The 21,943-nt window shown below is 37.5% G+C and carries 21 protein-coding genes; 10 read left to right on the top strand and 11 right to left on the bottom strand.

What is annotated here, in order from left to right:
• Window positions 1–22: 22 nt before the first annotated feature.
• Complete coding sequence (locus tag ACM40_RS17450) at window positions 23–1,186, bottom strand: 2-isopropylmalate synthase (RefSeq protein ID WP_048504494.1); 1,164 nt, start codon at window positions 1,184–1,186, stop codon at window positions 23–25.
• A gap of 146 nt (window positions 1,187–1,332) precedes the next feature.
• Between ACM40_RS17450 and ACM40_RS17445 the strand changes: the two genes are divergently transcribed.
• Window positions 1,333–2,877 carry a hypothetical protein gene (locus tag ACM40_RS17445; protein ID WP_048504080.1) on the top strand — a complete coding sequence of 515 codons (1,545 nt, stop codon included), beginning with the start codon at window positions 1,333–1,335 and terminating at the stop codon, window positions 2,875–2,877.
• A gap of 107 nt (window positions 2,878–2,984) precedes the next feature.
• Here the strand turns inward: ACM40_RS17445 and ACM40_RS17440 are convergent, their stop codons facing one another.
• Window positions 2,985–3,956 carry a dipeptidase gene (locus ACM40_RS17440; RefSeq protein ID WP_048504079.1) on the bottom strand — a complete coding sequence of 324 codons (972 nt, stop codon included), beginning with the start codon at window positions 3,954–3,956 and terminating at the stop codon, window positions 2,985–2,987.
• Between the two features lie 353 nt (window positions 3,957–4,309).
• Between ACM40_RS17440 and thrS the strand changes: the two genes are divergently transcribed.
• The 9 genes from thrS to ACM40_RS17395 all read left to right on the top strand — a co-directional run bounded on the left by thrS (window position 4,310) and on the right by ACM40_RS17395 (window position 13,535).
• Window positions 4,310–6,229, top strand: a complete 1,920-nt coding sequence (gene thrS / locus ACM40_RS17435) for a threonine--tRNA ligase (RefSeq protein ID WP_048504078.1) — start codon at window positions 4,310–4,312, stop codon at window positions 6,227–6,229.
• Between the two features lie 190 nt (window positions 6,230–6,419).
• On the top strand, window positions 6,420–6,920 hold the full coding sequence (infC, locus tag ACM40_RS17430; RefSeq protein WP_172617123.1) for a translation initiation factor IF-3: 501 nt from the start codon (window positions 6,420–6,422) through the stop codon (window positions 6,918–6,920).
• A 274-nt stretch (window positions 6,921–7,194) separates the two neighbouring features.
• Window positions 7,195–7,899 carry a DUF6304 family protein gene (locus tag ACM40_RS17425; RefSeq protein WP_048504077.1) on the top strand — a complete coding sequence of 235 codons (705 nt, stop codon included), beginning with the start codon at window positions 7,195–7,197 and terminating at the stop codon, window positions 7,897–7,899.
• Window positions 7,900–8,256: 357 nt separating this feature from the next.
• The gene (locus ACM40_RS17420; protein WP_048504076.1) at window positions 8,257–8,826 is read left to right on the top strand and encodes a hypothetical protein; all 570 of its coding nucleotides are present in this window, start codon (window positions 8,257–8,259) and stop codon (window positions 8,824–8,826) included.
• 180 nt (window positions 8,827–9,006) lie between these two features.
• Window positions 9,007–9,204 (top strand): 50S ribosomal protein L35, encoded by a 198-nt coding sequence (gene rpmI, locus ACM40_RS17415; RefSeq protein WP_040995266.1) that lies wholly within the window; start codon window positions 9,007–9,009, stop codon window positions 9,202–9,204.
• 117 nt (window positions 9,205–9,321) lie between these two features.
• Window positions 9,322–9,666: a 50S ribosomal protein L20 gene (rplT, locus tag ACM40_RS17410; RefSeq protein ID WP_040995267.1), complete on the top strand. Its 345-nt coding sequence runs from the start codon at window positions 9,322–9,324 to the stop codon at window positions 9,664–9,666.
• Between the two features lie 231 nt (window positions 9,667–9,897).
• A complete protein-coding gene (locus tag ACM40_RS17405; RefSeq protein WP_048504075.1) occupies window positions 9,898–11,073 on the top strand; it encodes a M28 family peptidase in 1,176 nt (391 codons plus the stop codon).
• A 26-nt stretch (window positions 11,074–11,099) separates the two neighbouring features.
• Window positions 11,100–12,284, top strand: coding sequence for a M28 family peptidase (locus tag ACM40_RS17400; RefSeq protein WP_048504074.1), 1,185 nt, complete (start codon window positions 11,100–11,102; stop codon window positions 12,282–12,284).
• 63 nt (window positions 12,285–12,347) lie between these two features.
• Window positions 12,348–13,535 (top strand): M28 family peptidase, encoded by a 1,188-nt coding sequence (locus ACM40_RS17395; protein WP_048504073.1) that lies wholly within the window; start codon window positions 12,348–12,350, stop codon window positions 13,533–13,535.
• Between the two features lie 73 nt (window positions 13,536–13,608).
• Here the strand turns inward: ACM40_RS17395 and hisIE are convergent, their stop codons facing one another.
• From hisIE to ACM40_RS17350, 9 genes are all read right to left on the bottom strand, one after another.
• Window positions 13,609–14,196 (bottom strand): bifunctional phosphoribosyl-AMP cyclohydrolase/phosphoribosyl-ATP diphosphatase HisIE, encoded by a 588-nt coding sequence (hisIE, locus tag ACM40_RS17390; protein WP_048504072.1) that lies wholly within the window; start codon window positions 14,194–14,196, stop codon window positions 13,609–13,611.
• Complete coding sequence (gene hisF / locus ACM40_RS17385) at window positions 14,193–14,945, bottom strand: imidazole glycerol phosphate synthase subunit HisF (protein WP_048504071.1); 753 nt, start codon at window positions 14,943–14,945, stop codon at window positions 14,193–14,195. The genes hisIE and hisF overlap by 4 nt, the downstream gene beginning before the upstream one ends.
• Window positions 14,938–15,660: a 1-(5-phosphoribosyl)-5-[(5-phosphoribosylamino)methylideneamino]imidazole-4-carboxamide isomerase gene (hisA, locus tag ACM40_RS17380; protein ID WP_048504070.1), complete on the bottom strand. Its 723-nt coding sequence runs from the start codon at window positions 15,658–15,660 to the stop codon at window positions 14,938–14,940. The genes hisF and hisA overlap by 8 nt, the downstream gene beginning before the upstream one ends.
• A 3-nt stretch (window positions 15,661–15,663) precedes the next feature.
• Entirely contained in the window at window positions 15,664–16,242 is a 579-nt protein-coding gene (hisH, locus tag ACM40_RS17375) for an imidazole glycerol phosphate synthase subunit HisH (protein WP_048504069.1), read from the bottom strand.
• Window position 16,243: 1 nt separating this feature from the next.
• Window positions 16,244–17,338 carry a bifunctional histidinol-phosphatase/imidazoleglycerol-phosphate dehydratase HisB gene (gene hisB / locus ACM40_RS17370; RefSeq protein ID WP_048504068.1) on the bottom strand — a complete coding sequence of 365 codons (1,095 nt, stop codon included), beginning with the start codon at window positions 17,336–17,338 and terminating at the stop codon, window positions 16,244–16,246.
• A complete protein-coding gene (hisC, locus tag ACM40_RS17365; protein WP_048504067.1) occupies window positions 17,335–18,366 on the bottom strand; it encodes a histidinol-phosphate transaminase in 1,032 nt (343 codons plus the stop codon). The genes hisB and hisC overlap by 4 nt, the downstream gene beginning before the upstream one ends.
• Before the next feature lie 4 nt (window positions 18,367–18,370).
• Window positions 18,371–19,645: a histidinol dehydrogenase gene (hisD, locus tag ACM40_RS17360; RefSeq protein ID WP_048504066.1), complete on the bottom strand. Its 1,275-nt coding sequence runs from the start codon at window positions 19,643–19,645 to the stop codon at window positions 18,371–18,373.
• A gap of 2 nt (window positions 19,646–19,647) precedes the next feature.
• A complete protein-coding gene (hisG, locus tag ACM40_RS17355; protein ID WP_048504065.1) occupies window positions 19,648–20,505 on the bottom strand; it encodes an ATP phosphoribosyltransferase in 858 nt (285 codons plus the stop codon).
• A gap of 253 nt (window positions 20,506–20,758) precedes the next feature.
• Window positions 20,759–21,856 carry a glycosyltransferase family 4 protein gene (locus ACM40_RS17350; protein ID WP_048504064.1) on the bottom strand — a complete coding sequence of 366 codons (1,098 nt, stop codon included), beginning with the start codon at window positions 21,854–21,856 and terminating at the stop codon, window positions 20,759–20,761.
• Window positions 21,857–21,943: the final 87 nt, after the last annotated feature.

The following is a 21,943-nucleotide window of genomic DNA, read 5'->3' as shown; positions in this document are numbered from 1 at the left end:
TCAATTTTCCTGATTTTAAATACTATCCTATTTTCCGGCTGCATGTTTCCATGATCATATAGAGATCATCATTTTTAACTTCTTTCTTTCGGTCGGCAATCTTTAAAAACTCCTGATACAGGAAGTCAAGCTCATTCTTAGTAATATCATAACCGATATGTTTGAACCTGTAAGCCAAAGCCGAACGTCCGCTTCTTGCCGTAAGAACGATGGAAGAAGCATTAACACCAACTTCTTCAGGGTCGATAATTTCGTAAGTTTCCCTATTTTTGATCACCCCATCCTGATGAATTCCTGAGCTGTGCGCAAAGGCATTAGCTCCCACAATAGCCTTATTGGGCTGTACAGGCATTCCCATCAGATCTGAAACCATAAGACTAATTTCATTGAGCATCTTTGAATTGACATCTGTGTGAAAATTCAAATGCTTGTGTTGCTTTAAGATCATTACAACTTCCTCCAAAGCGGTATTTCCGGCTCTCTCTCCCAATCCGTTGATCGTGCATTCGATCTGGCGGGCACCGTTGATGGCTCCGGCAATTGAATTGGCTGTAGCCAGTCCGAGATCGTTGTGGCAATGACATGAAAGAACTGCTTTTTCAATGCCTTTTACATTTTCTTTCAGATATTTTATTTTCTGGCCGTACTCTTCAGGCAGGCAATACCCTGTTGTATCAGGGATATTCAAAACTGTAGCTCCAGCCTTAATGACTTCTTCACAGACTTTTGCCAGGTAGGCATTATCTGTCCTTCCTGCATCTTCAGCATAAAACTCCACATCTTCCACATAACTTTTCGCATACCTTACAGCTTCTGCTGCGCGTTCAATAATATCTTCCCTTGTTGAATTGAATTTATACCGGATATGGGAATCGGAAGTTCCTATTCCTGTATGGATACGTGGTCTTTTTGCATATTTAAGTGCTTCTGCAGCCGTATCAATATCTTTTTTATTCGCTCTTGTTAATCCGCATACTCTGGCATTCTTCACCAATTTGGAAATCTCCGAAACGGATTCAAAATCTCCCGGACTTGAAATTGGAAAACCTGCTTCAATTACATCAATCCCTAGACTATCGAGCTTTTCAGCGATAATCAGTTTTTGTTTTGTATTCAGTTTACATCCGGGAACCTGTTCCCCATCCCTCAGCGTAGTATCAAAAATTTCAATTTTTTCGGAATTCATAATGAACTTTTTTACTTAATTTTGATCAAAACTACCGCTTACAATATTTTTGCATTTTCATTTTTGCTGAAAATTACAATATTCAACAACCGGGAAATTAATTTTATTTATCTCATAATCAAAATATTACATTTTATAAATTTACAATGGCAGAATTGCAGAAAGATTTTTTGTTTGTACTGATCAAGTCATTAACCACTTCTGAAAAACGTCAGTTTAAGCTGTACGTCAATCGACTGGGAATTAATGTGGACGCTAAATTCCTGCTCCTTTTTTCGGAGCTTGACAAAATGAAAGAATATGATGAGTATACCATCATTGAGAAAAAAATTTCAACCAAACAACAGCTTTCCAACCTGAAGGCCCACCTTTATAAACAGATCCTGGTGAGCCTCCGCATGAATCCGAGCCATCAGAATTACAGAATACAGCTCCGTGAACAGCTTGATTTTGCCAACATTCTATACCAGAAAGGGCTTTATAAACAGGCTTTAAAAATACTGGATAAAACGAAACAGTCTGCATTGGAACTGGACGAGAAAAGTATAGCTTCCGAAATTATAGACCTTGAAAAAGTAATTGAATCCCAATTCATTACACGAAGTATTAAAGGAAGGGCTGATGAACTGATCCTGCAGTCTACGGAAATCAGCAAGCAGAATCATTATGCTACAGAACTTTCCAACCTATCTCTGAAACTGTACAGTGAAATGCTGATCCATGGTTATGTGAAAAATGATGCGGACCGGGAAAAAGTTTTGGAGCTTTTCAATGATCAGATAAAAAAAATAAAGCTGGAAAAGCTTAATTTCACTGAAAAACTATGGTACTTTAAAGCTCATGTCTGGAAAAACCAGTTGCTTCAAGATTATAAGTATACCTTGAAATATGCCTATCAATGGGTTGATCTTTTTCATAAAAAACCCGAAATGATCATCAGCCATCCGGTATGGTATATCAAGGGGAATACTTACCTGCTGAAAATCTTGTTCCTGTATGGGAATATTGATATTCTGGAAGAGCATTTTGAGAATTTCAACACCATGGTGAATTCCCAGAATTTTGCCCAGAATGAAAATTTGCAGGCTTTGATTTTCCTTACCCATTACAATACTTTGATGAACATCCACTTTGTGAAAGGTGAATTTTTTACGGGCACAAAACTTATTCCTGAAATTGAAATGAAGATGGAAAAACTCAGGGAAAGAATTGATGAACACCACTTTATGATCCTTTATCTGAAAATGGCTGCCATGTTTTTTGGAAGCAAAATGTTTGGGAAATCCATTGAATACTCTATGAAAGTGGTTGAATGCAAAGGAAATGTTCAGGAAGACCTGCTTTTTCACACCCGTATGCTGATTTTAATGGCAAAATATGAGTCCGGTAATGATGAAGATTATGATGAATTCATCAACTCGACGTTGAAATTTGCCCGTAAGATGAAAAAGCCGGAAGCTTTTCATTTTGAGAGTATTCAATTCTTTAAAAATATTAACAATCTGGTTTTAAGCCGACAGCAGGAATCATTTAAAGCATTTGATAAAGTATTGGAAGAGTTTTCAAAAAATGAATATTACCGAAGATCTTTGCTGTATATTGATATTCACGGCTGGGTAAAATCCAAGATTAAAAATGTGGATGTCATTGAAATTATCAAGCAGAAAGTACGATATAAAAGGAAAAAATAAACCGATTGATAGCTTCGAGAGCTTCAGCTATCAACCGGTTTAATATTTTAGTATATTAATCAGTAAGTACAACATCTGGTGGCTGAGACTCCCCAAGCCACCAGATTTTAAACCGAAATTCTTTCCAGAAATTTCAAAGCATTCGCATGACTGATCTTCTCCATCAATTCGGGTGAGAAATCCTTTTCAAGCCTGCTGTTGATAGTATTAAATGCTGAAGCATTATCATATCCTTCAAAGAAAAAAGGATAACGGGATTGGTCCGGATGGGCTTTATCATGGAAAAAATCTAAACCATACGCAATAGCGTCTTTTCCGCCAAGATCAAGCCCATGCTGAATATGTTCGTATAATCTTTCCGGGCTCTCATCATCCAGCCAGTCTTTTATAAGGTTGAGGCCTATTAATCCTTTTCTTTTAATAACTTCTTGGGCAAGTTCGTCCGGAAGGTTTCTTTTCTGGTTCTGAATGCTCCGGTAATTGGAATGGCTTGCCAGAACAGGAATGCTGTAATTTTTCTGATCTATATAATTCAGAATACCGTAAGCCAGCTGATCGCTTGTATGGGCAAGATCTATGGCAATTTTCCTGTCTGCAATATAATCGATCAATACTTTTCCGTCATCTTTCAGTCCGGCTTCGGAATTATTTCCGCCTCCGAAACGGTTTTCTGTATGGTGAGTGATTCCTAAGTAAAGAATTTTCTTCGTATTCCCAATAATCGTTTCCAGGTTTTTAAAGCCCGATTCCAGGGTGTCATCTTCGCTACAAAATCCTGAGGCATTTTCAATGGAAGCTATAACGCCTACTTTATCAGTGTTTTCAATGTTTTTATAGTTCTCACCTTCGAATAAGAAAAAGTTTTCGCTTTTTATCAGCTCGGAAAATATTTGGCTCTGCTTTATCCCGTTTACAGAACTGTTTCCCCCTGTACCGGAATATATAGCCATTACCTGAAGCTTTACGTTTCCCTGTTTTAAAAAAGGAAGTGAGCAGCCCAATTCCCTGTCATCAATTGCCGAACCTTCTTCAAGTAAATAGCACAATAAGTCGCAGTGTAGATCGATATTAAAATTCATATGATTAATTTGGTAATTATATTTGTTGTTTTTTCTAATGCATTATTGATAAATTTAACGTACTACCGGGAACAAAGTCTCCAAAGATTTTATACTTCTTTCCAGCTATACTCAAAATTATCATTATTCTTTCTATAGCCTGCAGGAAGGTTTTTTGTAATCAATATTCAGATTGTAAGAAATGGTAAATCTTGATGCATTTCTCCGTAAAATACATCATGCAAAAATAAAGAAACCCAAAACTGCAGCAATCTTTTTCATATTTGATGTTAATTCTTATTCTAAATACTGGCTAATATAGTATTTTATCTAAAAAATGCGTATTTTTGCATCTTAAAATTTTTTAGTAAACAATGATAAAAATTACACTTCCAGACAATAGTGTCAAAGAATTCGAAGGAGCAGTTACTCCTTTAGATGTGGCAAAATCTATAAGCGAGGGATTGGCTAGAAATACCATTTCCGCAGTTGTAAACGGCAAACAAGTAGAAACGACCACACCTATAACCACGGATTCAACGGTACAGTTGTTAACATGGAATGATGATCTTGGTAAGAAAGCGTTCTGGCATTCTTCTGCCCACTTGTTGGCGCAGGCTATCCTTGAATTTTATCCTGATGCTAAATTAACGATCGGACCTGCCATTGAAAGCGGATTCTATTATGATGTAGATTTTGGGAACGAGAGTTTATCCGAAAAAGATTTTGAGAAGATTGAAAAGAAAGTTTTGGAAAATGCCAAAAAAGGCTCAACATTCTCTCTTTACCCTGTTTCCAAAGAAGAAGCATTAAAAACATATGCCGATAACCCTTACAAAGTAGAGCTTATTTCCAATCTTAATGATGGAGAAATCACTTTTGTAACTCATGATAATTTCACAGATTTATGCCGTGGAGGTCACATTCCGAATACAAGTATTGTAAAAGCTGTTAAGATTCTGAATGCAGCCGGAGCTTACTGGAGAGGAAATGAAAAAAATCCTCAGCTGACAAGAGTTTACGGTATTTCTTTCCCTAAACAGAAAGAACTTACTGAATATCTTGAAAAACTGGAAGAAGCTAAAAGAAGAGACCACAGAAAGCTGGGTAAAGAACTGGGCATTTTTGCATTCTCTGAAAAAGTGGGTGCCGGTCTTCCGTTATGGCTTCCGAAAGGAACTGCTTTAAGAAGAAAACTGGAAAATTTCCTTTCTGATGCTCAGAAAAGAGGAGGTTATGAGTTCGTCATGTCGCCGCACATCGGGTCAAAAGAACTGTATGTAACTTCCGGGCACTGGGATAAATATGGAGCAGACAGCTTCCAGCCGATCAAAACTCCCAATGAAGGAGAAGAATTCATGCTGAAGCCTATGAACTGCCCTCACCACTGTGAGATCTACAAAACTTCACAATGGAGCTACAGGGATCTTCCAAAGAGATATGCAGAATTCGGAACAGTGTACAGATATGAGCAGAGCGGAGAGCTTCACGGACTGACAAGAGTTCGTGGATTTACTCAGGATGATGCCCACCTTTTCTGTACTCCGGATCAGCTTTCAGAAGAATTTGAGAAGGTAATTGATTTAACACTTTATGTGTTCAAATCATTAGGTTTTGAAGATTTTGTAACTCAGGTGTCTTTAAGAGATCCTGATAACAGAGAAAAATATATCGGTTCTGATGAAAATTGGGAAAAAGCCGAAAACGCAATCATCAATGCAGCAGAGAAAAAAGGTTTGAAAACGATTGTAGAATATGGTGAAGCTGCATTCTACGGTCCAAAACTGGATTTCATGGTAAAAGATGCTTTAGGAAGAAAATGGCAGCTTGGAACTATCCAGGTGGATTACAACTTACCGGAAAGATTTGACCTTCACTATATCGGAAGCGATAATGAGAAGCACAGACCGGTAATGATTCACAGAGCACCATTCGGTTCTATGGAGCGTTTTATTGCGATCCTGTTAGAAAACACAGCAGGAGATTTCCCACTATGGCTGAGCCCGGATCAGTTCATTATTTTACCGATCAGTGAAAAATATGTAGATTATTCAAAAAAAGTTTCACAATTTTTGGAAAATCACGATATTAGCGGTCTAATTGACGACAGGAATGAGAAAACAGGGAAAAAGATCCGTGATGCGGAATTAAAGAAAATCCCATTCATGCTGGTTGTAGGTGAAAATGAGGAAAATGAAGGTACGATTTCCGTAAGGAGACGTGGTGAAGGCGACCTTGGCGTCATGAGCATGGAAGATTTTGTTGCTTACTTTAAGAAAGAAGCAGCGATATAAAATTTAATTAAAAGATTAAAAAATTTAATGATTAAAAGATTGATTTACGCTTAGTAATTTTTCAATCTCTTAATTCCTCAATCTTTTAATTTAAGATAAAATAGTAATTAACCAATAAAATTATAATACAATAGCACAAAGATTTAACAACAGGGGCCCACAGAGACGTCCGGTACAGGAGGACTTACACTTGATCAACGATAAAATTCGTGTGAGAGAGCTTCGTTTGGTGGGCGATAACGTAGAGCCAGGAGTTTATCCGATTGACAAAGCAAGACAGCTTGCCACAGAGCAGGAGCTTGATCTGGTCGTAATCTCCGATAAGGCTGAGCCTTTCATTGCAAGAATATTAGACTATAAGAAGTTTTTATACGAGCAAAAGAAAAAGCAAAAGGAACTAAAAGCCAAGCAGGTAAAAGTGGTTGTAAAAGAGATCCGTTTCGGGCCTCAGACTGATGATCACGATTATGAATTTAAGAAGAAGCATGCTGAAAAGTTTCTTGAAGAAGGTTCAAAATTGAAAACCTACGTATTTTTTAAAGGACGTTCAATTATCTTTAAAGATCAGGGAGAAATATTACTTCTGAAACTTGCCCAGGAACTGGAGCACGTTGGAAAAGTAGATCAGCTTCCAAAGCTTGAAGGAAAAAGAATGATCATGATGATGAGTCCTAAAAAACCAGCTAAATAGTTTTAACAGACGCAATGTCTGTTTCCGATCATATCAACCTCAAAGTATTTTGAGGTTTTTTTGTTTTCAATTATTTGTTTACTATAGCATAAAACTATTAGTCAATCTGTTCACACTTTTATTTATATTTGTAAGAATACAGACAACTGATTTTGGGTGTTTTTTCTTTATTTTGATTGGTAGACTAATCCGGAAAATACTAATAATTTTAAATACTCCCTGTTCTCTGGTACAAAGCCTTAGATATTGATTATGAGGCTATTGAAAATTAAATATGAAAAAGCAGGCAAAATATAACGGAACCTATAAAGACAATTTTGGAAAGACAGCAATAATCATTGAGAATGATTTTAAAAATTTATTCACAGAAATTGATGGTGTCAAATTTTCAGGTTCTGAATTTGCCGACTTAATTGTTTTTGACAAAACTAAATACACAAGTGAGCAGCTAAAAAGATTTACTTTTTTTGAAACACCGATTTACAATACAGATATAGTTGAAAAAGCCCTTTGCAATTGTGTTTTTGAAATTTCTATTCCCCAACTGATCATAGACAAAACAGATTATTCTGAATTTTATTCCGACTTAAAAGTTGAATATTCCTTGGGAAATGCCAGGCCAAAACCAAAAGGCGGACTCGAATTTGAGGAAATAAAACTTTCTATAACCATAGACGAAAAAACCTATATCGGAACAAGTGATCTGATCGAATCTGCATTTGACCAAATCCGTGATCAGTTTGAAGATAAATACCAATTCAAAAACTGCTACGGATGCATGTTTGGTGACTACAGTGTTTTTGGACAAAGCGGCTTCGGGACAATGCTCTGTTTTGTTTCTCAGAAAGAAAAATATATAAAAGTCACTAATAAAAGTGAATATATGGAACTGCCCACTGAAAAAATTTGCTGCGTACAGGAAATATATGGCTGCGATCATTATGAAATCCGAACTAAAAGAGCTGGCTATCGTGGCTGATCGCTTTTACCATTTTACAGAAATATCAGTATAACTGAAGTATTTAAATTCTCAGGTATCTCATATCAATTTCATATAAACCTTCCCTTCCCTGCTTTCTCCGTACGTCTGTTACAGAGAAAGGAACAATTAATCAGTAGTCTTCTGTTTTTTTTAAGTCATTAATTAACTTTCTAAAGAATATTTCCAAATTATCCTTAAGAAAGTCATTGGTTATTACCTATTTGATCACTAAAAAGTGTCTTAAAATTAATTGAAATAAACCATTAATAAAGGATTATTAATACTTATTTAATCCTTAAATAGTGAATTAATGGCATTAATTATTATATTTGCAGCGTCAAATATAAATATACCATGAAATTTAAATTACTGACTTTATTAAGTCTTCCGATGCTTCTTGCATCTTGCGCTCAGGATGATGTTCTTGACAATGTGAATACGAATGTGCAAAATGAAAAGCACAGCATTGCAGGTAAAAACAGTGAATCCCGTATTTTGGATCTTACACGCTATACCCTTTTAAAGGAAAGTACCAACCATCCGCAGATATTGGAAGCCGGACAATCTATCACTATGGAGTACGGTGGGAGCACTTACAAATTTATCATGCAGACGGACAACAATCTTGTTCTTTACAGAGAAAGGCCGGGACAAACTAATGTAATCTGGCATTCCAATACCTACAGAAGCACAGGTACTCCAAGGCTTATTGTACAGAATGATGGGAATATGGTGATTTACAGAGACGGAAATGCTCTTTGGAGTTCGAATACTGCAGTTAATTATTATGTAGCCAATCCGCACGTTAAGCTTCAGCTTTATTCAAGAACCGGGGCTGCTATTCCTTCAGGATTCAGAATTAAAGTTATTTTAGGTGGAAATAACGAAGAAAGAAACGACATCATCGTGGAAGACTTCTTATAATAAAAACTTTTAATCATAGCCGTCTCATGCAGAGACGGCTTTTTATATGGATATCCGACAAAATCAAAGACAATGAAAGTTTGGATTGAATTTTTTTTGTATCTTTGCAAACTGTAATTCCTCTGTATTGCAGGAATCAAGGACAAGATATTGATAACAAAACAATAAAAAAGCAGAACAATGCCAAAATTAAAAACGAAATCAGGTGCTAAAAAGCGTTTTAAACTTACCGGAACTGGTAAGATTAAAAGAAAAAATGCTTTCAAAAGCCACATCTTAACTAAGAAAGAAACTAAGCAGAAGAGAAATCTTACGCAGACTTCTTACGTAGCTTCTGTGGATGAGAAAAGTGTTTTACGTCAATTAGCCATTAAGTAGTTTTTATAAATCTATATTCGGTTTATAAGAATTCAAACAAATTCAACAATTTAACCCTGAAATGGTGCCACTAAGAGCAGGTCAACTGCCGCCCTTTTCAAAAAAACAATTTAAATTATGCCAAGATCAGTAAATGCAGTAGCTTCAAGAGCTCGCAGAAAGAAAATTATGAAGCAAGCTAAAGGTTTTTTCGGTAGAAGAAAGAACGTTTGGACTGTAGCTAAAAACGCGGTAGAAAAAGCAATGCAATATGCTTACCGTGGAAGAAAAGAGAAAAAGAGAAATTTCAGATCACTTTGGATCACTCGTATCAATGCAGGTGCCAGAGAACACGGAATGTCTTACTCTCAGTTTATGGGAGCTCTTAAAAAGAACAACGTAGAGCTTAACAGAAAAGTTTTAGCAGATTTAGCAATGAATCACCCTGAAGCTTTCAAAGCAGTTGTAGATCAAGTAAAATAATGTAGAATTTTTTGTTATCAATATAATCCCGGGCTTTGCCCGGGATTTTTGTTGTTTCTGGAATATATTTTTTTCTTTAAAAATCACAAATGATAGATTTATTTTCTCACATTTAAGCCGATTAGAAAAAATGAAGCTTCACTAAAGATTTTTTCTATTTTGCATAAAATAAAATTGATTTTTATTATCTACATTTGCTGCATTATTAAATCTATAAAAATTTAGTTAAAAGTGAAAAAAATATCAACTATTTTACTCCTTTCTTTATCAGCATACAGTCTTTACGGTCAGAATTTTATACAGGCCTACCAAACCCGGGTGAATAAAATATCCCAGGCTAATATTACAACCAATCTTCAGGACTTCGCAAATCTAGGAGTAAAAACTACAGGCACTATACAAAATACCAACGCTCTGGAATGGCTTAAAGCCAAATATCAGTCTTACGGCTACAATGCAAGCCAGATTACAGAAGATACCTTTACCTATGGAGGCAATACTGCCAAAAATTTAATCGTAACCAAAACAGGAACTGTATACCCCGATACATATGTGATCATATGCGGGCATTACGATACGATAGTGGGCCCCGGAGTCAGTGACAATGGCAGCGGAACCTCTATTTTGCTGGAAGCAGCCAGAATTTTAAAAGACGTTCCTACGGAATATTCTGTGAAGTTCATTCATTTTTCAGGTGAAGAGCAGAATCTTTTGGGAAGTACCCATTATGTTAATAATGTTGTTTTCCAGAATAACATACGCCAGCTTAATCTCAAGGTTGTTTTCAATATTGACCAGGTAGGAGGAAAACTGGGGAATGTAAACAATAATATCAAGTGTGAAAGCGACCAGAGCGGACAAACCGGAAATAATGCAGCTTCATTGGCGATGACCCAGCAATTAGCTACCTGTACCACATTATATTCACCGCTTCAGACAACAATGTCAAATGCCTATAATTCGGATTATATGCCTTTTGAAAATAAAGGAGACATTATTACAGGATTTTATGAAACGGTCAGAAGTTATAATGAACATACGGTAAATGATACTTTTGCCAATGTAGATCCTGTATATGTGTTTAATGTTGGAAAAGCAGCTTTAGGAGCCTTACAGCATTTTGCGGTAGCTTCAGCTGTTACTTTGGCCACGGATGATGTACAGGATGAAAATTCATTAGAAACGGTTAAAATCTACCCTAACCCAGCACGTGATGTTCTTCACATTGAACTGCCGAAGGATCATAAAAACTTTAAAGTAGAGATCAGCGACATGAACGGCCGGTTGATTTTAAATACAGACAACGAAAAGAAAATAAATACCTCCGGCCTGACAAGCGGGACATATATGGTCACTGTAAAATCTGACACCAACAGTATCAGCAGAAAGATCATTATTGAAAAATAGCCACACACCCAACCAAAATATTTAATATGAAAAAATTCACCACCTTTTTATGCACTGCATTAGCGGTAGGAACCGTCAGTGCCCAAACCCTCGTTCAGGCTTATAAGAACAGGGCGGATCTGGTTTCACAAGCCAACATTACCACCAATCTCCAGGAGTTTTCCAATTTAGGAATAAAAACCACGGGATCTGTGAATAATGCCAATACTTTAGCCTGGCTTAAAAACAAGTACACTTCTTACGGATATTCTGCCAGCCAGATCGTGGAAGACCCTTTCACTTTCGGAAGTACAAGTTCCAAAAACCTTGTAATTACAAAGACGGGAACCCTTTATCCTGACAAGTACGTAATTATCTGCGGACATTATGATACTATTACCGGTCCCGGTACCAATGATAATGGCAGCGGAACATCAGTTATTCTGGAAGTAGCCCGTATTCTAAAAGATGTTCCTACGGAATACTCCATTAAGTTTATTCATTTCTCCGGAGAGGAACAAGGCCTGTACGGAAGTTCTCATTATGCAAACAATGTAGCCTACCAAAGCGGTGTAAAGAAACTGAACATCAAATTGGTTTTTAATCTTGACCAGGTTGGCGGCAAATTAGGCAACACCAATACAAAGATCATTTGTGAAAGAGATACTGGCGGACAGTCAGGGAATAATGCATCATCCAATACCATTACACAGCAATTGGCCACTTGTACTGCATTGTACTCTCCTCTCCAAACCAGTATTTCCAACGCATATTCCTCAGACTACATGCCTTTTGAGCAGAAAGGATACGTGATCACAGGCTTTTATGAATATACCAGAAGTTATACTGAGCATACGGTCAATGACACTTTTGCCAATGTAGATCCTCTTTATGTGTTTAAAGTAGGTAAAGCCGCCGTAGGAGCCATGCAACATTTTGCCACGGCATCTACGAATGTTACAGCTATTTCTGCTTCAAAAGAAACCTCTGCAACAACACCGGAATCTGTAAAAGTCTATCCGAACCCTGCAAAAGACATATTAACCGTTGAGCTGCCGGATCCGACCATAAAGAACTTTACTGTTGAGATCACCAATTTAAAGGGACTTTCCGTATTAAAAGAAGAAAATCAGGCACAGATCAATGTTTCACAACTGAAAAATGGAATTTATTTATGCACTGTAAAAACAGAAAGCGCAAGTATTACCCGGAAAATAATTATTGAAAAGTAATTTAAATAATTAATTAAGGTAAATAACACTCTTCAATCACACCACCATCATAAAATAATTAAAATGAAAAAAACAATCGTAATGCTGGCTGTCTGTTTTGCAGCATTCAGCGGTAAAGCCCAGACTTTTATCCAGGCTTATCATGACAGGGCCAATCTGGTTTCCCAGACTAATATCACAACGAACTTACAGCAGTTTTCCAATCTTGGTATTAAAACAACCGGTTCCGTAAAGAATGCCGACGCATTGGCATGGATCAAAAATAAGTATATTTCTTACGGCTATTCTGCCAGCCAGATTGTGGAGGATCCTTTTACATTTGGAAGTACAAGTTCCAAAAACCTGGTGATTACCAAAACGGGAACTGTTTATCCTAATAAATATGTAATTATCTGCGGGCATTTTGACAGTATTTACGGTCCGGGAGTCAATGATAACGGAAGCGGGACTTCTATTATTTTAGAGGCTGCAAGAATTTTAAGAAATGTGCCTACGGAGTATTCCATTAAGTTTATCCATTTCTCCGGTGAGGAGCAGGGATTGAGAGGAAGTACCCATTACGTCAATAATGTGGCTTATCAGAACGGAACAAGGGTTTTGGATATCAAACTGGTATTTAATCTGGATCAGGTAGGCGGTGTTATGGGCAATAACAACAATACGGTTTACTGTGATCAGGATCAGGCAGGGCCTACAAGCAATAATGCAGCTTCAGCAGCGGTAACTCAGCAGCTGAGAAACTGTACTGCCCTGTACTCTCCTCTTCAGACGGCTGTAGATCCCGCAGAGGATACAGATTATATACCGTTTGAAAGAAAAGGTGAAGTGATTACAGGCTTTTTTGAAAGAATAAGAAGTACCTATCCACACTCTTCTGATGATACTTTTGCAAACACAGATCCGGTTTATATTTATAAAATAGGTAAAGCAACAGTGGGAGCTTTGCAGCATTTTGCAGTGGCCACTTCTACGAGTTCTATTGTACTGGGAGCAAAAGAAACTGCTTCCACCCAGTCTCTTGAGGCGGTATCCATTTATCCTAATCCTTCCAAAGACACTATCAATATTGAGCTTCCGGCCAGTACAAAAAAAGATTTCAGCTTTGAGATTACAGATCTTTCAGGGAAATCTCTTCTTAAAACGTCTAATGAGAAGGCTGTTAATATTTCAAAGCTGGCTGAAGGGGCCTATATTGGTATTATACAAGCTGATGGTCAGAAAGCTGTACGAAAAATCCTGATCGAAAGATAATTTGAATATTTACAAAATAAATAAAGCAGGAAGAATTACTTCCTGCTTTTTTAATCACTTTAATTTATAATACTTATTTATCTCTGCTAAGAAGAACTTCCTCAATATCTTCCATAGTAAATCCTTTTGCTTTAAGCAGAATCAGAAAGTGATAAAGTAAATCTGCGGCTTCATTCTTAAAAAGATTATCATTGCTGTCTTTAGCTTCAATTACGAGTTCTACAGCTTCCTCTCCCACTTTCTGAGCCATTTTATTGATTCCTCTCTGGTAAAGGGAATAGGTATATGAATCTTCCGCTTTCTTATCAATTCTTTCGGAAATTTTTGCTTCCAATTCATAGAGAAAACCTTTGCTTTCCTTTTCACCAAAGCAGCTGAAACTTCCGGTGTGGCAGACTGTATTTGTAGGAACAGCCTGTATCAAAATGGTGTCCTGATCACAATCTATACTTATATTCTTTACAGCCAGGAAATTACCTGATTCTTCCCCTTTTGTCCAAAGCCTGTTTTTGGAACGGCTGAAAAAGGTGACTATACCATCCTTTTCTGTCTTTTCAAAAGCCTCTTCGTTCATATACCCAAGCATGAGTACCTGCTGCGTTCTGCTGTCCTGAATAATTACCGGGATAAGGCCGTTGCCTTTATTAAAATCTATTTTCATCGTACGGGTATTTTTTGAATTTTTAATTGTTGTTTCAATTCTTGAACAGGCACTTCATTAAAATGGAAAATACTGGCTGCCAAAGCTCCTGTGGCTTTTGTTTCACTGAATACTTTAATAAAATCATCTGCGCTTCCTGCTCCTCCTGAAGCAATCACAGGAATAGAAACGGCTTCCGAAACCAACTTCGTAATGCGGAGATCAAATCCGTTTTTTGTTCCGTCACCATCCATTGAGGTAAGCAGGATCTCTCCGGCTCCCAGCGATGATGCTTCTTTTGCCCAATCTACTGTATTCAGGTTTGTGGCAAGCTTTCCTCCTCTTACATAGACAAGATCAGAACCGTCTGTAAAACGGGTGTCAATAGCAACAACCACACACTGGCTTCCAAATTCGTTGGCAAGGTCATGAATTAACTGTGGATTTTTAACCGCAGAAGAATTGATACTGATCTTATCTGCCCCGGCTTCCAGAAGTTTTCTGACATCTTCCACAGAGGAAATTCCACCGCCAACGGTAAACGGGATGCTGAGCTGCCGGGCTATTTCTTTTACAAGATCTGCAAAGGTCTTCCTGTTTTCCAAAGTTGCTGTAATATCCAGAAAAACCAGTTCGTCAGCACCTTCCTGCTCGTATTTTACCGCCAGCTCTACAGGATCTCCGGCATTTCGCAATCCTTCGAAATTGATTCCTTTTACTGTAGTCCCGTCTTTAATATCCAGACATGGAATGATTCTTTTTTTAAGCATTTTCAATAAATTTCTGAAGTTGTTGTAAACTTATTTTTCCCTCATAAATGGCTTTTCCGATGATAGTTCCTGAACATCCGATTTCTTTCATCCTGTATACGTCTTCAATGCATGAAATACCGCCGCTTGCCGTAAGCTTTACAGAAGTTTTATCCAGTATTTCTTTATACAGATCTGTGGATGGCCCTTTCAGCATTCCATCTTTGGAAATATCTGTGCATATGGTCTGGCTGATGCCTTTTTCCTGATACTGAAGAATAAAATCTATAATATCCAGGTTGCTTTCTTCCAGCCATCCGGATGTTTTGATCTTCCTGTTTTCACAGTCTGCCCCTAAAATAATCCTGTCATTGCCATATTTTTGAACCATTTTTAAACAGAATTCCGGGTCCTGTACCGCAATGCTTCCCAACGTGATCTGTTTTGCTCCCGAATTAAAGGCTGTATCTATATCATTCCTTGCTTTTAATCCACCTCCAAAATCAATATGAAGCGAAGTTTCCCTGGCTATACTTTCAAGAACTTTTTGATTCACAATATGTTTAGACTTAGCACCGTCCAGGTCTACAAGATGAAGAAACCGGATTCCGAAACTTTCGAATTCTTTAGCGATCTCCACGGGATTTTCGCTGTATATTTTTTGGGTAGAATAATCACCTTTTGACAGACGGACACATTTTCCGTCAATGATATCAATCGCTGGAATAATCTTCATCACTTATAGTTTTATAAAGTTTTCTAATATTTTGCTGCCTGTCAGTCCCGATTTTTCAGGGTGAAACTGTACTGCAAAGAAATTATCTTTCTGAAGCGAAGCACTGAACGGAAGAATATAATCGCATACTGATACCGTAGACTTCGACAATCCGCAATAATAGCTGTGGACAAAATAAACATCACTATTCTCCTTAATCCCTGAAAAAAGAGGTGATTTAAGGGCTGAAACGGTATTCCATCCCATATGCGGAACAAGGTCTTCCGGTGGAAACTGCTTGACATCTACATCAAAAATTCCCATTCCTTTTGTATTCCCTTCTTCATTATTGCCACACATCAGCTGCATTCCGAGGCAAATTCCTAAAACCGGTTGCTTCAGACTGGGAATTAGCGTATTAAGCCCCTTTTCTTCAAGTACTTTCATCGTTGATGAAGCTTCTCCCACCCCCGGAAATATTACTTTATCAGCTTTTATAATCAGCTCGGGATCATCCGTAATGATGGAATCAATATTAAGTCTTGCCAAAGCATTCTGGACCGAACTTACATTTCCTCCGTTGTATTTTATCAATGCGATCATATTATAGGCTTCCTTTGGTTGATGGTAAATTAAAACTGCTGTCCGACTGATTAACCGCCATTTTAACAGCTTTTGCAAATGCTTTGAAGACAGACTCAATCTTGTGATGCTCGTTAGTACCTTCCGCTTTGATGTTCAGATTGGATTTTGATGAATCTGTAAATGATTTGAAAAAGTGAAAAAACATTTCTGTAGGAACATCCCCGATTTTTTCTCTTTTGAAATCAACATCCCAAACGATCCAGGGTCTGCCTCCGAAATCAATGGCAGCCTGAGCCAGACAGTCGTCCATCGGAAGCAGAAATCCATATCTTTCAATTCCTTTTTTATTTCCCAAAGCTTTTGAAAAGGCCTCCCCTAAAGCAATTCCGGTATCTTCAATCGTGTGGTGCTCATCTACGTTGAGATCTCCGTTCACTTTGATTTTAAGATCTAAATTTCCGTGTCTTGCAATCTGGTCCAGCATGTGATCGAAAAAATGAAGGCCGGTAGAAATTTCTGCAGCTCCTTTTCCTTTCAGGTCTATTTCAATGTCTATTTCTGTCTCGTTGGTTTTTCTGTAGACCTTTGCCTTTCTGGATTCCTGTTTTAAAAAAAGGTAGATTTCAGACCAGTCTGTTGTACTAAGAGCTGCTTTTTCATTAAAGCTTTCATTGATAAAAATAGCTTTAGTCCCCAAATTTTCAGCAAGTTGAACATCTGTATTTCGATCACCGATTACATAGGAATTTTCAAGATCATAATTTCCGTAGATGTATTTTGAAAGCATCCCGATTCCCGGTTTTCTGGTAGGAAGGTTTTCATGCTCAAAACTTTTGTCAATCAGGATATCACTGAAAATGATTCCTTCGTTTTCAAAGGTTTTCAGCATTTTCTCCTGGGGTTTTATAAAATCTTCAAAAGGAAAACTATCCGTCCCTAAACCATCCTGATTGGTGACCATTACCAGCTCGTAATCCATTTCTCTGGCAATTTGGGAAAGGTTTTGGAAAACTCCCGGATAAAACTCAAGTTTTTCCAGCGAATCTATCTGAAAATCTTCGGGCGGTTCTATAATAAGGGTTCCGTCACGGTCTATAAAGAGTACTTTTTTCATGATGCAATTGCTTTTAAAACATTGATTAATTTTTCGTTTTCTTCACGGCTTCCTACATTGATCCTTATGCAATCCTGAATTGCAGGCGATCTTTGGCTGGTCAGAATTTCCTTTTCCAGCATTTTCTGATAGACAGTCTGGGCATTATTGACTTTGATCAGGAAGAAATTGGCATCGGTCGGGAATACTTTGATGATGCATTTCATATTTTTAAATTCTTCTTCCAGCCAGGCTCTTTCCTGCAAAATACTGTCAACATTTCCTTTAAGCTTATCTTTATCATCCAAAAGGTTTAGAATATGCTCCTGGCTTAAAGAATTAACGTTATAAGGAGCCTTCACCGTATTGATAAAACGGATGATTTCTTCAGAAGCATAAGCAGCACCTACCCTGGCTCCTGCCGTTCCCCAGGCTTTAGAAAAAGTCTGCAGTACAATCAGGTTAGGATACTTATCCAGAAGTTCAATTGCCGATCCGTTTCCTGAAAATTCAATGTAAGCTTCATCTATAACAACAATTCCGTTAAAATTCTGAACAAAAAACTCAATATCTTTTACGCTGTTTCCTGTCGGATTATTGGGAGAACAAAGGAAAAAAACTTTAATGTCGCGTTCCTGGGATATCTTTAAAAAGTCATCTTTTATTATTTCAAAGTTTTCATCTAGATTTAATTTTACAACTTCATTTTCATTCACTGCTGCGTAAAAAGCGTACATGGCAAATGAAGGATTCATCATCAGAATGGTGTCTTTTTTAGGCTCACAAAAGATTTTTATAATCAGATCAATCAATTCATCGCTGCCATTTCCCAAAGCAATCTGTGAGGAAGTTACCTTTTTAAGCCCTGATAATTTATTTTTAAGCTTTTTCTGGGTTGAATCCGGATATCTGTTGAATTCCCCGAACGGACATTCATTGGCATCCAGAAGAACCGGGGCATTAAATTCATTGTTATCTCTGAAACTGATATAAGGCTGTAAGTTGAGGATATTTTTTCTAACTAAATTATTGAGGTTAAATTCTTTCATTATATTATTTTAATCTGATAGACACTGCATTTTTATGGGCAATAAGACCTTCTGCCTCTGCCATTACTTCTATTGTTTTTCCTATTTTTTTCAAACCTTCTCTGGAAAGGTGCTGGAAGGTAATTTTCTTAACAAAGCTGTCGAGAGAAACGCCGCTGTAATTCCTTGCATAAGCATTGGTAGGCAAAGTATGATTGGTTCCGCTGGCGTAATCTCCGGCACTTTCGCAGGAATAATTACCTAAGAAAACCGACCCTGCGTTTTGTATCATTGGAATATACCGTTCAAAATCTTCCAATGCGAGAATAAGATGTTCCGGAGCATATAAATTGCTGAATTCCAAAGCTTCTTCTACAGAATTCATCAAAACAAAAACACTGTGATCCAAAGCCTTGCAGGCTATTTCATTTCTTGGCAGCTTTTTCACCTGTTTTTCAACAGCTTCAATGGTTTCACTGAAAATTTTGAAATCTGTGGTAATAAAAACCACCTGGCTGTCGCTTCCGTGCTCTGCCTGTGAGAGAAGATCTGCTGCACAGAATTCAGGAACGGCCTGGCTGTCTGCAATAACGAGAACTTCACTGGGACCTGCAGGCATATCAATCGCAACGCCATAACGCTGTGCATATTCTTTGGCTGCAACAACATACTGATTACCGGGTCCAAAAATTTTATACACCTTTGGAATGCTTTCTGTTCCAATACTCATGGCTGCGACGGCCTGTGCACCTCCGGTTTTAAAAACTTTTGTGATCCCGCAAAGCTTCGCCGTAAACAGGATGGCAGGATTAATATTACCGCTGCTGTCCGGTGGCGTGCAAAGGATAATCTCCTGACATCCCGCCAAATTTGCAGGTACAGCGAGCATCAGCACTGTCGAAAATAAAGGGGCAGTCCCACCCGGAATGTAGATCCCCACTTTTTCAATGGCCCGGTTTTCTCTCCAGCAGATTACTCCTTTTACAGTTTCTATTTTTTCTGTTTCTGCTAGTTGTGCACTGTGAAATTTTGCAATATTTTCTTTGGCCTGTTTAATGGCTTTTTTTAAATCTTCAGAAATTTTATCTACCGCATTCTCCAATTCTTGCTCTGTAACTGCAATTTGTGGTGTTAGTGCTTTATCAAATTTTTTATTGAACTCAATAAGAGCACTGTCTCCCTGTTCTTCAACAGCATCAAATATTTTCCTGATCAGTCCGGATATTTCTTCCTGCTCAATTACAGGGCGTTTTACTAGATCCGGCCATGCATTCTGTTCTGGATATCTGTATATTTTCATAATTAAATCACCATTTTATCGATTGGAATAATGAGTATATCCTGCGCCCCGTTTTCTTTCAGTTCATCAATGACGTCCCAAAATCTTACTTCATCAATTACGGAATGAATGCTGCTCCACCCTTTTTCGGCCAAAGGAATAACCGTAGGGCTTTTCAGTACCGGGAGCACTGAAGCAATCGCGCTGATCTTTTCATCAGGAACATTCATCAGGATATATTTTGAGTTTTTTGCTTTCAGAACAGACTTGATTCTGAACAGAAATTTATCCAGAATAGCTTCCTTCTGAGCATCGAGCACAAATGTTTTTGCCAGGACTGCTTCTGATTTAAGAATGGTAACCGTTTCTCTCAGCCCGTTTTTAAATAAAGTGCTTCCAGAGCTTACAATATCACAGATTCCGTCTGCAAGGCCGATATTCGGAGCAATTTCAACAGATCCGGAAATAATGTGGATATCGGAAACGATACCTTTTTTATCAAGGAAATTTCTAAGGGTGTTGGGATAGGAAGTGGCAATCTTTTTACCCTGAAAGTAAGAAAGATCGTCAGTGTCGACTTCTTTGGGAACGGCTAAGGAAACACGGCATTTTGAAAATCCGAGCTTTTCGACAATCCGGATATTTTTCTTTTTTTCTTCTAAAAGATTTTCTCCTACGATAGCAATATCCACTACACCATCTTCGAGATACTGCGGAATATCTGAGTTTCTAAGGTACATGATCTCCATCGGGAAATTATCTACGGAAACCTTGAGCTGGTCTTTACCGTTGTTGACGAAAATACCGCAGTCTTTGAGGAGCTGTAAGGAGTCTTCGTAAAGCCTGCCGCTTTTCTGAATCGCAATTTTTAATTTACTCATTGTATTATTTTAAGATAAATCTGAGCAAATAAAAACTGATCTGTTGAAGATTTCCAGGAAGAATTCGGGAAACAAAAAAACCGTCTATTTACTCAGACGGTTTTTAATTATTTTGATTTTAACACATGTTTATATCAATCAATTCCGTCTTAGCAGAGATGATGATAGTAATGATGAAGTGTTAAAAAATTAGGTTTCATTGTTTTGAATTGTGGTACAAATGTAGGACTTATTTTTAAATTGCAAAGTTTTTTTACAGATTTTTTTTGTAGAGCTCCATTAATTGTGCTGCAATAGGTTCGTCATTAAATTTCTGAACAAACTCAAAACTCTTTTCTGCACGACGTTTCCTTTCAGATTCGTTTTCCCAGAGGAATTTGATTTTAGCTCCGATATCAACGTAATTGCCGGGATCAATATAAACAGAGTCTTTTCCACCCGCTTCCGGCAGACAGCTCGTATTGCTGGTAATGGTTGCTGTTTTTGAGAAAAGTGCTTCTATTACCGGAATTCCAAAACCTTCAAAAAAGCTCGGATACACAAAAACATCTGCCAGTTTGTAGATGACAGCCAACTCTTCCATGGAAACTCCTTCAAGGAAAAGCACCTGTTTTTCCATTTTATTTTTTTTGATAAAAGCTTCTACTTTTTTGTAATAGTTTGTCTTTCTTCCCACTACCACCAAAGGAATTTCAGTTTCGCTGATCCCTCTAACTATATTTAAAAGGTTTTTTCTTTCTTCAATGGTTCCGACGTTTAAAATATAACGTTTCGGAAGGCTGAATTTCTCTTTTACAGCCTGGATCACATCATCAGGCTGCTGTTCTTTAAATGCTTTGTGACAGCCCTGGTAAATAACTTCTATTTTACTTTCGGGAACTTTCAGATAAGTAATAATATCTCTTTTGGTCTGTTCCGAAATGGCAATGATTTTATCAGCAGTAATAGCTGCTTTTTTGAATTTCCACAAGTGAATTTTCCGGTCAAAAAAAGAATAATACTGCGGATACCTCATGAAGATCAGATCATGAATGGTCACAATTTTTTTGATAGGCTCTTTCCCCCATTTTAGAGGAAGCTCACCGGAAAGACCATGAAATACATTTGCGCCTGCTTTCTGGGCATCTTTTCCCATTTTAAGCTGTCGGGAAAGGTTTCCTTTAGAGGTTGGCACAAATTTTACATTGGTTTTTTCCAGAATTTCTCTGCCTCTTTCTGAACTGTTTTTATTCAGCAGCAGGTATTCGTTTTCAGGATAATACTGAGAAAGTATCCTGATAAGATCCCTGGAATAATTGCCCAAGCCGGATGTATTGTGAAAAAAACGTTTTGCATCGAAGGCAATTTTCATATCAGAGTTTTTAATAAGCTTAATGGTTTAAAGGTATAAATAAAATAAACCCTAAATGAGTATTCAGGGTTTATTGTATAAATTTTA

This window comes from Chryseobacterium sp. BLS98, assembly GCF_001045445.1.
Taxonomy (GTDB): Bacteria; Bacteroidota; Bacteroidia; order Flavobacteriales; family Weeksellaceae; genus Chryseobacterium.
This window is presented reverse-complemented; position numbering and strand designations above follow the sequence as displayed.

Excerpts from the sequence above, each read along its gene's own strand:
- ACM40_RS17450 (WP_048504494.1), bottom strand. The coding sequence starts at position 1,186 with ATGAATTCCGAAAAAATTGAAATTTTTGATACTACGCTGAGGGATGGG.
- ACM40_RS17445 (WP_048504080.1), top strand. The coding sequence starts at position 1,333 with ATGGCAGAATTGCAGAAAGATTTTTTGTTTGTACTGATCAAGTCATTA.
- ACM40_RS17440 (WP_048504079.1), bottom strand. The coding sequence starts at position 3,956 with ATGAATTTTAATATCGATCTACACTGCGACTTATTGTGCTATTTACTT.
- thrS (WP_048504078.1), top strand. The coding sequence starts at position 4,310 with ATGATAAAAATTACACTTCCAGACAATAGTGTCAAAGAATTCGAAGGA.
- ACM40_RS17425 (WP_048504077.1), top strand. The coding sequence starts at position 7,195 with ATGAAAAAGCAGGCAAAATATAACGGAACCTATAAAGACAATTTTGGA.
- ACM40_RS17420 (WP_048504076.1), top strand. The coding sequence starts at position 8,257 with ATGAAATTTAAATTACTGACTTTATTAAGTCTTCCGATGCTTCTTGCA.
- rpmI (WP_040995266.1), top strand. The coding sequence starts at position 9,007 with ATGCCAAAATTAAAAACGAAATCAGGTGCTAAAAAGCGTTTTAAACTT.
- rplT (WP_040995267.1), top strand. The coding sequence starts at position 9,322 with ATGCCAAGATCAGTAAATGCAGTAGCTTCAAGAGCTCGCAGAAAGAAA.
- ACM40_RS17400 (WP_048504074.1), top strand. The coding sequence starts at position 11,100 with ATGAAAAAATTCACCACCTTTTTATGCACTGCATTAGCGGTAGGAACC.
- ACM40_RS17395 (WP_048504073.1), top strand. The coding sequence starts at position 12,348 with ATGAAAAAAACAATCGTAATGCTGGCTGTCTGTTTTGCAGCATTCAGC.
- hisIE (WP_048504072.1), bottom strand. The coding sequence starts at position 14,196 with ATGAAAATAGATTTTAATAAAGGCAACGGCCTTATCCCGGTAATTATT.
- hisF (WP_048504071.1), bottom strand. The coding sequence starts at position 14,945 with ATGCTTAAAAAAAGAATCATTCCATGTCTGGATATTAAAGACGGGACT.
- hisA (WP_048504070.1), bottom strand. The coding sequence starts at position 15,660 with ATGAAGATTATTCCAGCGATTGATATCATTGACGGAAAATGTGTCCGT.
- hisH (WP_048504069.1), bottom strand. The coding sequence starts at position 16,242 with ATGATCGCATTGATAAAATACAACGGAGGAAATGTAAGTTCGGTCCAG.
- hisB (WP_048504068.1), bottom strand. The coding sequence starts at position 17,338 with ATGAAAAAAGTACTCTTTATAGACCGTGACGGAACCCTTATTATAGAA.
- hisC (WP_048504067.1), bottom strand. The coding sequence starts at position 18,366 with ATGAAAGAATTTAACCTCAATAATTTAGTTAGAAAAAATATCCTCAAC.
- hisD (WP_048504066.1), bottom strand. The coding sequence starts at position 19,645 with ATGAAAATATACAGATATCCAGAACAGAATGCATGGCCGGATCTAGTA.
- hisG (WP_048504065.1), bottom strand. The coding sequence starts at position 20,505 with ATGAGTAAATTAAAAATTGCGATTCAGAAAAGCGGCAGGCTTTACGAA.
- ACM40_RS17350 (WP_048504064.1), bottom strand. The coding sequence starts at position 21,856 with ATGAAAATTGCCTTCGATGCAAAACGTTTTTTTCACAATACATCCGGC.